General features: G+C 70.3%; 15 protein-coding genes. 5 read left to right on the forward strand and 10 right to left on the reverse strand.

Features of this window, described 5'->3' with window-relative positions; all coding sequences use genetic code 11:
* The first annotated feature begins 15 nt into the window (after nucleotides 1-15).
* On the forward strand, nucleotides 16-525 hold the full coding sequence (locus AB0J66_RS17690) for a GNAT family N-acetyltransferase (RefSeq protein ID WP_364661276.1): 510 nt from the start codon (nucleotides 16-18) through the stop codon (nucleotides 523-525).
* 7 nt (nucleotides 526-532) lie between these two features.
* Here the strand turns inward: AB0J66_RS17690 and AB0J66_RS17695 are convergent, their stop codons facing one another.
* Both AB0J66_RS17695 and AB0J66_RS17700 read right to left on the reverse strand, forming a co-directional pair.
* Entirely contained in the window at nucleotides 533-1,138 is a 606-nt protein-coding gene (locus AB0J66_RS17695) for an NAD(P)-binding domain-containing protein (protein WP_364661279.1), read from the reverse strand.
* 24 nt (nucleotides 1,139-1,162) lie between these two features.
* Nucleotides 1,163-1,897: an SDR family oxidoreductase gene (locus tag AB0J66_RS17700; protein WP_364661281.1), complete on the reverse strand. Its 735-nt coding sequence runs from the start codon at nucleotides 1,895-1,897 to the stop codon at nucleotides 1,163-1,165.
* A 124-nt stretch (nucleotides 1,898-2,021) separates the two neighbouring features.
* Here AB0J66_RS17700 and AB0J66_RS17705 point away from each other — a divergent pair, with 124 nt between their 5' ends.
* Nucleotides 2,022-2,600: a helix-turn-helix domain-containing protein gene (locus AB0J66_RS17705; RefSeq protein WP_364661284.1), complete on the forward strand. Its 579-nt coding sequence runs from the start codon at nucleotides 2,022-2,024 to the stop codon at nucleotides 2,598-2,600.
* On the opposite strand, the gene AB0J66_RS17710 is transcribed toward AB0J66_RS17705, so the two are convergent.
* Together AB0J66_RS17710 and AB0J66_RS17715 are read right to left on the reverse strand one after the other, a co-directional pair.
* Nucleotides 2,597-3,055, reverse strand: coding sequence for a nuclear transport factor 2 family protein (locus AB0J66_RS17710; RefSeq protein WP_364661286.1), 459 nt, complete (start codon nucleotides 3,053-3,055; stop codon nucleotides 2,597-2,599). The genes AB0J66_RS17705 and AB0J66_RS17710 overlap by 4 nt on opposite strands.
* A 10-nt stretch (nucleotides 3,056-3,065) precedes the next feature.
* Nucleotides 3,066-3,617 carry a hypothetical protein gene (locus AB0J66_RS17715; RefSeq protein ID WP_364661289.1) on the reverse strand — a complete coding sequence of 184 codons (552 nt, stop codon included), beginning with the start codon at nucleotides 3,615-3,617 and terminating at the stop codon, nucleotides 3,066-3,068.
* Here AB0J66_RS17715 and AB0J66_RS17720 point away from each other — a divergent pair.
* Nucleotides 3,610-3,744 (forward strand): hypothetical protein, encoded by a 135-nt coding sequence (locus AB0J66_RS17720; protein ID WP_364661291.1) that lies wholly within the window; start codon nucleotides 3,610-3,612, stop codon nucleotides 3,742-3,744. The two genes, AB0J66_RS17715 and AB0J66_RS17720, sit on opposite strands and share 8 nt — an antisense overlap.
* On the opposite strand, the gene AB0J66_RS17725 is transcribed toward AB0J66_RS17720, so the two are convergent.
* The 3 genes from AB0J66_RS17725 to AB0J66_RS17735 all read right to left on the reverse strand — a co-directional run bounded on the left by AB0J66_RS17725 (nucleotide 3,745) and on the right by AB0J66_RS17735 (nucleotide 7,606).
* Nucleotides 3,745-4,935 carry a PQQ-binding-like beta-propeller repeat protein gene (locus AB0J66_RS17725; protein WP_364661294.1) on the reverse strand — a complete coding sequence of 397 codons (1,191 nt, stop codon included), beginning with the start codon at nucleotides 4,933-4,935 and terminating at the stop codon, nucleotides 3,745-3,747.
* A gap of 12 nt (nucleotides 4,936-4,947) precedes the next feature.
* Entirely contained in the window at nucleotides 4,948-7,218 is a 2,271-nt protein-coding gene (locus AB0J66_RS17730; RefSeq protein ID WP_364661297.1) for an EAL domain-containing protein, read from the reverse strand.
* Between the two features lie 73 nt (nucleotides 7,219-7,291).
* Nucleotides 7,292-7,606: a hypothetical protein gene (locus AB0J66_RS17735; RefSeq protein ID WP_364661300.1), complete on the reverse strand. Its 315-nt coding sequence runs from the start codon at nucleotides 7,604-7,606 to the stop codon at nucleotides 7,292-7,294.
* A gap of 171 nt (nucleotides 7,607-7,777) precedes the next feature.
* On the opposite strand from AB0J66_RS17735, the gene AB0J66_RS17740 reads away from it, so the two are divergent.
* The gene (locus AB0J66_RS17740; protein ID WP_364661302.1) at nucleotides 7,778-8,488 is read left to right on the forward strand and encodes an SDR family oxidoreductase; all 711 of its coding nucleotides are present in this window, start codon (nucleotides 7,778-7,780) and stop codon (nucleotides 8,486-8,488) included.
* 89 nt (nucleotides 8,489-8,577) lie between these two features.
* On the opposite strand, the gene AB0J66_RS17745 is transcribed toward AB0J66_RS17740, so the two are convergent.
* The 3 genes from AB0J66_RS17745 to AB0J66_RS17755 form a co-directional block, all read right to left on the reverse strand.
* Entirely contained in the window at nucleotides 8,578-9,507 is a 930-nt protein-coding gene (locus AB0J66_RS17745; protein WP_364661305.1) for a hypothetical protein, read from the reverse strand.
* A 295-nt stretch (nucleotides 9,508-9,802) separates the two neighbouring features.
* Nucleotides 9,803-10,435, reverse strand: coding sequence for a PilZ domain-containing protein (locus tag AB0J66_RS17750; protein WP_364661308.1), 633 nt, complete (start codon nucleotides 10,433-10,435; stop codon nucleotides 9,803-9,805).
* A gap of 96 nt (nucleotides 10,436-10,531) precedes the next feature.
* Nucleotides 10,532-11,593 (reverse strand): alpha/beta hydrolase, encoded by a 1,062-nt coding sequence (locus AB0J66_RS17755; RefSeq protein ID WP_364661311.1) that lies wholly within the window; start codon nucleotides 11,591-11,593, stop codon nucleotides 10,532-10,534.
* Nucleotides 11,594-11,650: 57 nt separating this feature from the next.
* On the opposite strand from AB0J66_RS17755, the gene AB0J66_RS17760 reads away from it, so the two are divergent.
* On the forward strand, nucleotides 11,651-12,496 hold the full coding sequence (locus AB0J66_RS17760) for an alpha/beta hydrolase (RefSeq protein WP_364662170.1): 846 nt from the start codon (nucleotides 11,651-11,653) through the stop codon (nucleotides 12,494-12,496).
* Nucleotides 12,497-12,580 lie beyond the last annotated feature (84 nt).

A 12,580-nucleotide genomic window follows, 5' to 3' on the forward strand; every position in this document is an offset into this window, starting at 1 on the left:
CATTAGGGTCCGGCAATGAGGATCACGCTGCGCGCGCTGACCCATGGGGATGTCGAGGCGCACAACGCGGGCGAGGACGAGCTCACGGTTCGCTGGCTGACCGGCGGCTACGGCACCGCCGAGACGACGACGGCCCACTTCGGCCGGCTGGCCGAGAATGCCCGGGACGGGCGGGGCAAGCGGGGCTTCGGGGTGTTCCTGGAGGGCCGTCTGGCCGGATACGTCGACTGCGACCCCGACGTCGGAGACGGGCTCGCAGCGGGCGACGTCAACATCAGCTACGCCGTCCACCCGTGGGCCCGCGGGCGCGGCGTCGCCGTCGAGGCCGTTCGTCTCATGTGCGTCTACATCCGCCGCGAGCGGATCGGTACGCGCGCCGCCCTCCGCATCGAACCCGGCAACCTTGCTTCGGTGCGGGTCGCCGAGAAGAGCGGCTTCACGTACCTCCACGACTTCACGTCCAGCACGGACAAGGAGCCCGACGGAACCCCGGCCACCCTTCGCCTTTACGTCCACCCTCTCTGAGCACAGGTCAGCCGGCCCCCAGAGCGACGTCGAAGCCGGCGCCGTTGCGGGCCAGGCCGACCAGGAGAATGCCGGCCCATTCGAGGGCATAGGTCATGTCGAGCCCCCCGGCGTCGAGGGGCCGCAGGCCCAAGCTCTTCAGAAAGGCCGCCACGCCGGCCTTGGCCTCGACGCCGTCGCCGGCGAAGAACGCGTCCAAGGGCTCGTCCCGGGCCAGGACGCCACGGAAAATCGTGTTGACGGCCTTCACGACGTGGGTTCCCGCCGGGGCGGCCGCGGCGATCTGCTGGGAGATCGAGTGGCCCGGCGTGGTGACGAGCCCGCTGGCGTCGGCGTTGAACGGGTTGGTGATGTCGATGAGGATCTTGCCGGCCAGCGCATCGCCGTAGTGTTCGACCACCTCCACTGCTGCGGCGTGGAGAACGGCCACGATGACGATGTCACCCGCCGGTCTGGCGCCGAAGGCGCCGGCGGAGGCGCCGATCCGGTCGGCCAGCGACTGCGCTTTGGCGGTGTCGCGGCTCATGACTTCGACGGTGTGGCCGTGTTTCACCGCACGGGTCGCGATGGTGGCGGCCATGTTGCCTGAGCCGATGATGCTGATGGTTGTCATGTCGTGTGCTCCTTCGGGGTCCGCTCAGATGACCGTGGTGCCGCCGTCGGCGACCAACTCCATGCCGTTGACGTAGCTGGAGTCGTCCGAGGCGAGGAACAACGCGACCGAGGCGATCTCCTCGGGGCGGCCCATCGACCGGCGGGGGATGACGGCTTCGAACTGCGCCTTCGTCTCCGCGTCCATCACCTCCTCGAGGATCGGCGTGGCGACCTGGCCGGGGGTCAGCACGTTGACCCGGATCTTCCGGTCCCTCAGTTCGGACACCCACACCCGGGCGTACGCGGGCAGGACAGCCTTGCTGGCCGCGTACACGCTCCAATCGGGGTAGCCCCGGAGGGAGGCGTTCGACCCGGTCATGAAGATCGAGCCGCCGTCATTGAACAGCGGCAGCGCCTTCTGGACCGTGAACAGCGTGCCGCGCGCGTTCAGCGCGAAGGCGGCGTCGAACTGCTTCTCGGTGATGTCGCCGAGCCGGCCCTGCTCGCCCGTCCCGGCGCTCGCCCACAGCACGTCGATGGCGCCCTTCTCCCGCCGGACCGTCTCGAACAGACGGTCCAGGTCGTCGAGGTCGGCCGAGTCGGCCCGGACGCCGGTCACGTTGCGGCCGATCAGTTTGACGGCCTCGGCCAGCTCGTCCTCGCGCCGGCCGGTGATGAAGACGTGGGCTCCTTCGTCGGCGAACAGCTGGGCGCCGGCGAGCGCCATGCCACTCGTCGCGCCGGTGATCACTGCGACCTTGCCTTCGAGCTTTCCCACGATGACCCCAATGCGTTGCCGCGCCGGTGCTATGTACACCGAGCTGTGTGCTTAACGTATCGGTCGGTCGTGGGTAGCGCAAGCTATGTACACCGATCCGTACCCACTGAGCTATGCTCGGCCGGTGACGGAGTTGGAGAAGGGGCCGCGAGGTCTGCGCCGGGGCCGGGGCGCGCGGGAGCGCATCCTCACCGCGTCGCAGCAGCTGTTCCGCGAGCAGGGCATCAACAGCACCGGGCTGGACCAGCTCTGTACGGTCGCCGAGGTGTCCAAGCGCACGCTCTACCAGCACTTCGCGGGCAAGGACGAGCTGATCGCGGAGAACCTGCGCCGGTTCGATCCGGACGTCCTGCCCGAGGTGTTCGATCGGGCCGATCTCCCGCCGCGCGAGAAACTGTTCGCCGTGTTCGACATCCACTCGCCGCTGTGCCCGTTCATCGCGGCGGCCGTGGAGATTCAGGACCCGGACCACGCGGCGCGTGTCCTCGCCCGCGACTACAAGAAAGCTTTCGCCGCGCGGCTCACCGAGGCTGCCCGGGAGGCCGGCGCCGACGATCCCGAACAGCTCGGCGAACAATTGGCGTTGCTGCTGGACGGCGCCTCGGCCCGCAGCCGGGTCCTCGGCACCGACACTCTCGCGACCGCCGCCGCCATCGCGGCCGTCCTCATCGACAAGGCGATCCCGGCGCCGGCAAACCGTTAGTACAGCGGGAAGTCCTGGTCGCGTTCGGTGTCCGGGCGGGGGCCGAAGATGCGGCGCTCGCTCTCGTCGATGGCGACGTCGTTGATGCTGGCCTCGCGGCGGCGCATGAGGCCGGACTCGTTGAACTCCCACAGCTCGTTGCCGTAGCTGCGCCACCATTGCCCGGCGGCGTCGTGGGACTCGTACTGGAAACGGACGGCGATGCGGGCCTCGGTGAACGCCCAGAGGTTCTTGCGCAGCGCGTAATCGAGTTCGCGTTCCCATTTGTCGCTCAGGAATCGCACGATCGCCTCGCGACCGGTGAGAAAGGTGTCGCGGTTGCGCCACACCGAATCCTCGGTGTAGGCCAGCGACACCTTCTCCGGGTCGCGCGTGTTCCAGGCGTCCTCGGCGGCCTGCACCTTCTGCCGGGCGGTCTCGAGCGTGAAGGGCGGAAAGGGCGGCTTCTCGGTCATGCCTGGGACGTTACTGCTCCGGGCCGCTCAGCCGAGCCCGCTGACTCGGCATTCGGCTCCGCGCCCGGTCAACCGCACGTGGCTCGCCGCCGACAACTATCTGCTCGCCGCGGACGCTGACGGCCGTACGACCGCCGAGGCCGCCCTGACCGAAGCGCGAGGCGAAGTCGAGCAGTACGCCGACGCCGAGCAGGCCTTCCCGTTGCCGGCCGACGCCGCGAGCGCGCCGGCCTCGTTCCGGCAGGCCTGGACCACGTACCTGTCGACACTGCAGGACCGGGTCCTGCCGCTGGCCGCCGCCGGCAACCGGCGGAAGATCCAGGCCGCCCGGGACGGTGACCCGGCCACCGCCCAACCGGAGGTCCGCACCCAGCTGACGGCGCTGGCCGACGTCAGCGTGGCCTCGGCCGCCGACGAGCAGGCCACCGATCGCCGAGCAGACGAACCTGCTGGCGCTCAACGCCACCATCGCGGCGGCGGTGGAGGAGCAGACGGCGACCACGGCCGAGATCGCCCGCAGCGTGGGCCAGGCCGCGGAGGGGTCGTCGACGATCGTGGGCACGATCGCCGGGGTGGCCGAGGCGGCCCAGCACGTCACCTCCGGGGCCACGGACACCCAGCCGACCCCGGCCGAGCTGGCCCGGACGGCCGCCGAACTGCAGACCACCGTGTCGACATATCGCGTCTGATCAGCCGATCGCGGTGACCGACAGCTCGTCCCCGCGCGGGCAGAGCAGGTAGCCGGGCGTGCCCCGGCACACCTGGCCCGCGGTGCGCTCGATCGTGCCGAGCCCGGCCTGCCCGCCGGTGGACAGGTCGAGCCGGGTCACCGTGGTCCGGCCGGCCGGCGTTCCGGTCTCGCGCAGCAGGAGCAGCGAGCCGGCCGGGCCGGTGACCACCGACGGCCGCCCGGCGAAGGGCCGGCCGACGGTGCGGCCGGTGGCGGCGTCGGCCAGGACGGTGGAGGCCGCGGACGACAGCAGCAGGCGCCCGTCGCCCACATCCGCCACGTACGTCATGTCGTCCCGCTGCCAGATCTCCTGGCCGGTCCCCGCATCGTGGGCGGTCACACCGCGTACACCCGCCAGGCAGATCAGCCCACCACAATCGGTGACCGAGCCGATCAGCTCGCCGGACCGCCAGAGCGGTCGCAGATCCGCCGCGCGGTAGACCGTGGCGACCGTCTGGGCCGACGCGGTCCGCACCACGACCAGGTAGGGGCCGGCCGTGGCCAGGTATGCGCGGTAGACGCCGTTCCAGGGGATCCGCTCGCGGTGCAGCACGACGCCGTCGGCGTACCGGTAGGCCGTGGCGTCGCCCAGCGCGCTCACCGTGACGATCACCGACGGCCGGCCACCCTCGGTGACCGTGGTCCACTGGTCGACCGGGGAGACCGCCCGGCGCCACCGCTCGTGACCGTCGCGCAGCCCGACCAGGCGCAGCTGATCCCGCTCGGCCAGCAGCACGTCCCCGCTCGCCGCCGACGGCCGGGCGTCGCCGGACGACCGCCACAGCGGGGCGCCGGTCGCCGCGTCGAGCGCGACCGGGCCCGGCGCCAGCACCACGTCGCCGGCCGGTCGCACACCACCGTCGGCGGCTGCGGCCGGGACCTGCCATCGCCGCCGGCCGGTGCCCAGGTCGTACGCGCTCACCTCGGACGGGCCGGTCAGATAAGCCGTACGGCCGTCCAAGGCCAGGGTGTCGCCCGCGGGCAGCGCCGTCGCCCGCAGCGGATGGGCCGCGGCCGGCCCGGAGGCCGCCGTCGCCAGCAGGCCGGCCACGGTCAGAGCGGCCAGCATCAGCCGGCGCAGCCGGGACCAGTTCACCGGGGCGGCAACCGGTGGGGCCGCCGCGGCGTCACCGAGGTCGATCAGGGTCATCGCCTCAGAAACTTAGCTCGGCACCCGCCGCCGCGACATCAGCATCTCGGCCATGGCGGGCCCCGCCATCGGGCGGGCGAAGTGGTAGCCCTGGCCGTAGCCGCAGCCCATCTCGACCAGGCAGCGGGCCTGCTCGGCGGTCTCGATGCCCTCGGCCACCACGTGCAGCCGGAACGCCTGGGCCAGCCGGACCACGGCCTCGGCCACCGCGTACGCGTCGGGATCGGTGTCGATGCCGGTGACGAACGAGCGGTCGATCTTCAGGATGCTGACCGGGAGGGTCCGCAGGTAGCTGATGGCCGCGAACCCCGTACCGAAGTCATCGACCGAGATGCCGATGCCCATCTCGCGCAGCGCGCTCAGCCGGGCCACGGTCTGCTCGTCGGGCTGCAGGACCACGCTCTCGGTCAGCTCCAGCACCAGACGGTCGGCCGGGAACCCGGTCTCCTCCAGGATGCCGCGGATCGTCTCGACCAGATCGGTCTGGGTGACCTGGCGCGCGGAGAGGTTGACACTCAGCCACACCGCCTCGCCGTACGGGTCGTCGGCCTGCCACCCGGCGGCCTGCCGGCACGCGTCCCGCAGCACCCACTCGCCGATCGGGACGACCGCGCCGGTCTCCTCGGCTAGCTCGATGAACGCGCCCGGCATGAGCAGGCCGCGGGTCGGGTGGTTCCAGCGCACCAGCGCCTCGACGGCCATCCGGTCTCCGCCGGTGAGGTCGACCACCGGCTGGAAGTGCACGACGAACTCGTCGTTCTCGACCGCCCGGCGCAGCTCGGCGTCGCGGGCCCGGGTGTCCAGCTCCGGCGTGTAGACGCGGAAGTGCCCACGGCCGGAACGCTTCGCCGCGTACATGGCGATGTCCGCGTGCCCGATCAGCCGTTCGGCGTCGGTCGTGGTCTCGTCCCGGAACGCGACGCCGATGCTGGTCTCCACGGCGAGCACCAGCTCACCGAAGATCACCGGGGTGCGCAGCGCGTCGACCAGCCGCTGCGCGACACCCTCGACGGCGGCCCGGCTCGGCACCCCACGCAGCACGACAGCGAACTCGTCACCACCGAGCCGCCCGGCGGTGTCACCGGACCGGACGACCGTACGCAGCGCCGTCGCCACCGCCTTGAGCACGGCGTCACCGGCCTCGTGGCCGTACGCGTCGTTGATCGGCTTGAACCGGTCGAGGTCGATCAGCAGGACTGCGTCATGCCGGCCCTCACGCAGCGGCTGCCCGGTCAGCTCGGCCAGACGCTCGGCGATCAGGGCCCGGTTGGCCAGCCCGGTCAGCGAGTCGGTGACGGCCAGCCGCCGGTTCTCCCGCTGGGCGAACATCTGCCGGGCGATGACCAGCGACGTCAGCACGACCGAGCCCACGATCATGCCGCCCAGGGGGTACAGCGACTCCCCGCGGGCGACGAACGCCAAAAGGCCATAGGCAAGGACGACACCGACGTACGGAAGCCAGGTGAGCCGGCCGCGGCTCTGGCGCCCGTCGGCCACCGGGCCGTCCTGCTTCAGCCGGCGGTGGACGGCCAGCAGCGTCAGGAATGTACCGGCTGCCCAGAGCAGGTAAGGCCAGGTGCCGGGGCGGAAGAAGACCCCGAACTGAACGTAGGCGATCGTGTAAGTGCTGTCGGCGACCACTTTCAGCGCCATGGACCCGCCGAGCAGGCCCACCGCGGCCCCGGCCGCCGGGCGCCGCAGAAGCAGGACGATCAGAGCGAAGACCAGCAGCAGGTCGAGAACCGGCACGGCGGTCGAGAAGGCGATGACGACAGGGTCGGCCCCGGGCGTACGCAACAACGGCCCGATCTCCAGATACCAGAGCGCCATGCACGCCCCGGCCACCACGATCGACGAGTCGATCACGAGCTTGACCCGCTCGGCCCGGCCCCGAATGTCCGGCAGCATCAACAGCCCGGCGACCATGCACAGGATCGCCACCAGATAGACGTAGTCGGACAGCGCCGGATAACCACTCAGCGCGGGCACGTAATACTGCACCAGCGAAGCCGTGTGGGCCAGAAGCTGCCCCCCGAACGCCGCCTCCAGCATGATCCAGGCCCGGCGCTCGCGCCGCTCCAGGTTGCCCTTGCGCACCACCTGTAGCCCCAGCAACGCCGTCAACAGCGTCACCGGCATGTAGACCAGATCATTGACCAGGCGCGCCTGAAAGTCGCTGCCCCAGCCCGTCACGTACTGAACGAAGATCACCCCGAGCAGGGCCCCGGACCCCCACACCGCCACCGTCAGCAGCCGGCCGCCCCGCGCCCGAAGTTCTCCCATACCGGCCCGATCGGCAGCCCCTCACCAACCCTGAACCGAACCCGCGGTTGCGACCCGGGAGCGGCCTTCGCCCTCAGGAGCGCAGCTCCGCCAGGGTCGTCCCATCGGCGATCCGTTTGATGTTTCCGTGGTGGTCACGCCTGACCAACCGCAGGGCGAGCCTGTCCAGATCGCTGAGATCGCCGTACCTACGCCTCAATAGCGTCGTCATTACTATGACGCGGCTTTCTTCTAGGCCCTGCTGATAGCCCTGCTGATAGCCCTGCTGATAGCCCTGCTCATAGTTCTTACGGGCCCACTCGCGGCCCCATGCTGTCTGCTCGAGAAGCTTGCAGCGTTCTTCGAAGGTGGGAACCGAAAGCGGCGGTCGAGGTGCGCTGTCAGTCACTGTTCGTCCTTCTGCGTCGAACATCGACGTTGAGGGACAGTGTCCTGGGCGCGAGACCAGTAGTCAAGAGACTGGTTGTCACTTGTTCGGCGCCACCGATCGTGCGCCGCGTCAGTGACCTCCGTCCCAGGACTTGCCCCTGACGTCAACGTGAGGTTTTAGCGTGAGGGTATGCAGATCAACGGCACAAAAGCTCTCGTAACCGGCGCCAACCGTGGCCTTGGCAAGGCGTTCGCCGAGGCTCTCCTCGCTCGCGGCGCCACCACCGTCTACGCCACCGCGCGCCGCCCCGAGAGCATCGACGTTCCGGGCGTCGTACCTCTGCGGTTGGACATCACCGACCAGGCGTCCATCGACGCCGTGGCGGCTAAGGTGGGCGAGCTCGACATCCTCGTGAACAACGCCGGCATCTCCACGAACGCCCCGCTGCTCGGCGCCTCCACGGAGAACATCCGCCGCGAGTTCGAGACCAACTTCTGGGGCACCCTCAACGTCACCCGCGCCTTCGCCCCGAAGCTGGCCGGCGGCGCCATCCTCAACGTCATCTCGGCGCTGAGCTGGTACGCCTTCGCCCCCTCGAGCAACGGCTACGCCGCTTCCAAGGCCGCGGAGTGGTCGCTCACCAATGGCATCCGGCTCGAGCTCGCCGACCAGAAGACCCAGGTCACCGCGCTGGCCCTGGCCATCGCCGACACCGACATGATGGCCGGCTACGACATTCCCAAGCTGGCGCCCATCGAGGTGGTCACCCAGGCCCTGGACGGCTTGGAGGCCGGCAAGCTCGAGGTGATCGCCGACCGCCCCACCGCCAACGTCAAGGCGTCCCTCTCAGGCGACCCGGCCCTGTTCTACGCCGACATCCAGGCCGCCCTTTTCGGCTGATCGGCCCCGCCCGGCGCGCGCCCCACCCAACCAATCGGTCTGGGGCCGCGCGCAGGCTGACGCCGTCGGCCGACGGGCGATCCGCCAGCTCAGGAACGCAGCTCCGCCAACGTCGCGCCAGCGACGATGCGAGCGATGTTGCCGGCGTTATCGTGGTTGGCCAGTCGCTCGGCGAGGTCGTCCAGGCCGGCGAAAGTGCCGAACCTCGCCCGCAAGATCTCACGCATGCTGTCGACGTGGCCCTGTTCCAGACCCTGCTCTCGGCCTTTCTCCAGACCTTGCTCCAGACCTTGCTCCAGGCCCTGCTCCAGATTCTTGCGAGCGATCTCACGGCCTGACTTCGATTGTTCGAGAACGTCGTTCATGCCTCTCCTTCGCAACTCGTCGAGAACCTGGGCCGCCAGGGAACCTTCCCGAAGCATACCCAGCTCGATCTGCACAAGCTGTTCCTCCATCGCCGTGGTTTCGGCGATCCGATCGACGACCCGTTCTACCAGATCCGGTGGTGGCTTCTGAGACCACAGCGCGAGCGGCGCCAGCGGGCTCGCCAGTAGCGTGTTCGGGTCCAGATCGTCGGGCACGTCGACCGAGCGATAGTCGAGCCGGATCTGATCCCGCTCGAACGGGACCGGATAGCCTCCGCCCAGTGGCCAGAGCACAATCTGGTGGATGCGGTGGTCCGCGCGGCGGTATTTTGCCGCCACGGACGCCCAGTAGGAGACCATCCGCTCCTGAAAGTTCTCAGTGCGCTCAAGCTGGATCTCGTAATGGAAGATGTCCGTCGGCCCCCCGTCGTCGCCGGGCGGAACCAGGAAAACCTTGTCGCACTGGCGGCTGCGTTGCCGCGGCTGCTCGGTCGGCCCGTCGAGGATCACCTCCCGGCCGTCGATCCGCGCGTCACCCAACAGCTGCAGCGCGTCCCGCGGATGGGCTTCCAGTAAAGCCTTGTACAAACCGTCGAAATCGCGGACCTTCCCCGTCGGGGGAGACGCGACATCGGACGGCGCACTGTCGGTCACTGCTCCTCCTTCTGCGCCCGTGTCGGCGTGAAGGCAACAGCTTCCCGTGCGTGCGACCAGTAGTCAAGAGACTGGTTGTCGCATGCCCGCGCGGTGATGTGCGCGGGGAAACCTGCGTGCGGCGGTCAGAGGCGGAGGCAAAGGCCGGCGATGCAGCGCCGCGCCGGCGGTTACGCCGTACGCGGCGTTGCTTGATCCTGGCCGTCAGGCCGAGCCCGACCGGGCCACACCCGGCGGCCGCGCTCGGAGCGCGACCAAGACACCGTGGGGTCCGGGGGTCGCTCCCGGGCAGGCATCAGCGCATCTGGCGTTCGCTGATCTCCCAGGCCATGACGTAGGAGCGGATCAGCTGGGCGGTCTGCTCCTCGGCGGTGAAGGTGAGGACGATGTGCTGGCCGAGGTCGCCGTGGGGGGCGTCGCGGACCGTGAGGATCGTGCCGTCGAGGGTGAGTTCGCGGCCGCCGGGGAGGGTGACGAAGGCCCGCAGGTGGTCGCCGGGGGTGAGGGCGGTCGGCTCGTCGATCCAGCAGCGGAGGCCGCCCTCGCTGATGTCGAGGAGGGCGCCTTCGAGGCGGTGGTCGTCGCTGGTGAGGTGTACGGCTACGGCGCCGCCGCCGCGGACGTACTCGCGGCGGTTGCTCTGGTGGGGGACGCCGGCGGGGGCCAGGGTCCAGCGGTACGGGGCCTCGTCGGAGACGGCGACCAGGCGGCTGGGGAGCACGACGCGGGTGCGCGGCAGCGCCCAGAAGATCTCGAACTGCTCGACGGGCGTGGCCGCGTCGGCGACCTCGAGCGGGGCGGCGATCGTGAAGGTGGCGCCGTCGACCGACTCCAGGCGGGATCGGACGCTCACGCCTTCGCTCAGGGCGAGGAACATCGACGTGCCGACGGCGGGCAGTTCGGTGGTGGGGGAGACCGACGCGATCATGGGGAACACCTCGTGCTGGGGGACATCCGGTCGAGCAGCAGGATCGGCGCCGGGTGCCGGGACCTGAGCTTTTCGGTTGCAAATGAGGTGTGGCCCCTAAAAACCAATGAGGCGCAGCAGCTCCGTGGTCACCTCTTCGGGGCGCTCGACGTGCGGGGAGTGGCCGCAGCCGGCGTAGACGACCTCGCGGAAGCTGCCGCCGGCGTCGGCGTACCGCTGCAACACCGCGCGGGTCTGGCCGACCATCGGCTGCGGCGGGCAGGCGTCGGCGCCCGGCCAGCCCGGTACGGCCCCGAGCGAACCCAGGTAGGCCAGGTCGAACAGGGAAGTGTCGGAGACGATGGCGTCCTTGTCGCCGCGGACCCACACGATCGGCGGTTTGGCCGGTGCGGCGACCAGGGAGGAAGCCACGTTGAAGTGGTTGGGGGCCATCGTGTTGAGCACGCCGCGGTCGCCCGGGCCGACGCCGGGCCAGCTCGCCACCGGTTTGGCGTCACCGGGGTAGTTGTCCTCGCCGATGGCCGTGCTCAGCACCGTGTCGAGCAGCAGCTCCTCGTCACCGGGGAAGGCGCCGAGCGAGGCCGGGTCGGCCACGTAGGCCGAGCGGAGCACGGACAGCGGGCTGGTGGGGGCGTCGGCGGTGCGGTCGCCGGCCTGGATGCGGGCCACGAAGTCGGGGTTGGCGGTGCCGCCGCCGGTGCCGGCGAAGTCGGCTGTGGTCGGGGTGCCGTCCAGGTCGCGGGTGCCGCCGAAGCCGTACGGACTCAGCGGCGCCTCCAGCAGCACCGAGGAGAACCGCCCGGGGTGGTCGGCGAGCAGTTGCATGACCACGCCGCAGCCCATCGAGTGCGCGGCCACCGCGACCGGCCCTTCCTGCGGGAAGAGGGTGCGGTCGTCGAGCAGGGCGGCCACGTCGTCGGCGAAGTCGCGCAGGCCGTGGGTGGCGTCGACCGGGGCGGTGTCGCTGCGGCCGTACCCGCGCAGGTCGGGCGCGACCACCCGGATGCCGTCGGGCAGGCGCCGGATCAGCGGCGCCCAGAACTCGGCGGACGAGCAGTTGCCGTGCACGAGGAGCACCGGCGTGCCGTCCGCCGGGCCACCGACGAGGACGTTCTGGCCGATGCCGCGGGCCTGCACGCGAAGATCACGGGTCTCCATCGGCCGATCATCACACAGCCCGGCCGGGCGGGGAACCCGTCTAAGATCCGCCAGGTGATGGAGGAATTCGATGTCCCGGTGTCCGGTGGTTCCCTGCGGGTGTGCCGGTGGCCGGGCGACGGCCCGGTCGTCATCGCCGCGCACGGCATCACCGCCAACGCGCTGACTTTCGCGCCGGTGGCCGACAAAGCGCGGGTCCAGCTGGTCGCCCCGGATCTGCGGGGCCGGGCGCGCAGCAACCAGCTTCCCGGCCCGTACGGCATGGCCGCCCACGCGGCCGACCTGATCGCCGTGGCCGACCACCTCGGGGTGGACCGGGTCGTGCTGGCCGGGCATTCCATGGGCGGGTTCGTGGTGGCGGCGACGGCGGTGATGTATCCCGAGCGGGTCAGTGGGGTGCTGCTGATCGACGGGGGTGTGGCCCTGCCGGTGCCGCCGAACGCCGACGTGGACGAGGTGCTGCAGGCCGTGATCGGGCCGGCCATCGCCCGGCTGGGCATGACGTTCGCCGACGAACAGGCGTACCTCGACTTCTTCCGGGCCCATCCGGGTCTGCGCGACGGGTGGTCGCCGGCCGTCGAGGCGTACGTCAAGCGCGACCTGGCCGGCACCCGTTCGTCGTGTTCCCTGGAGGCGGTGCGGGCCGACGCGACCGACACGCTGATCGACCGGGTGACCGTCGACGCCGTACACCACCTGGCCGTTCCTGCCCGGCTCCTGTGGGCCCAGAGGGGCCTTCAGAACGAGGACCAGGGGATGTACGCCGAGAGCCAGCTCACCGGTCTGAACTTCCCTGTCGAGTTCGTGCCGGAGGTCAACCACTACTCGATCCTCTTCGACCCGCACGCCGCCGGTCTGGTCGCCGACCGGCTGTTTTCGCTGGCAGCGAACGCCGGAAGATGATCGGCCCGGCCGAGGTTGAGCGCCACATACTCAACCTTTCGGAGGTACCGGGTGACCACCAAGCGACTCCCCGTGTTGTTCCTT

Origin of the sequence: Actinoplanes sp. NPDC049598 (assembly GCF_040675435.1) — a bacterium.
GTDB lineage: Bacteria > Actinomycetota > Actinomycetes > Mycobacteriales > Micromonosporaceae > Actinoplanes.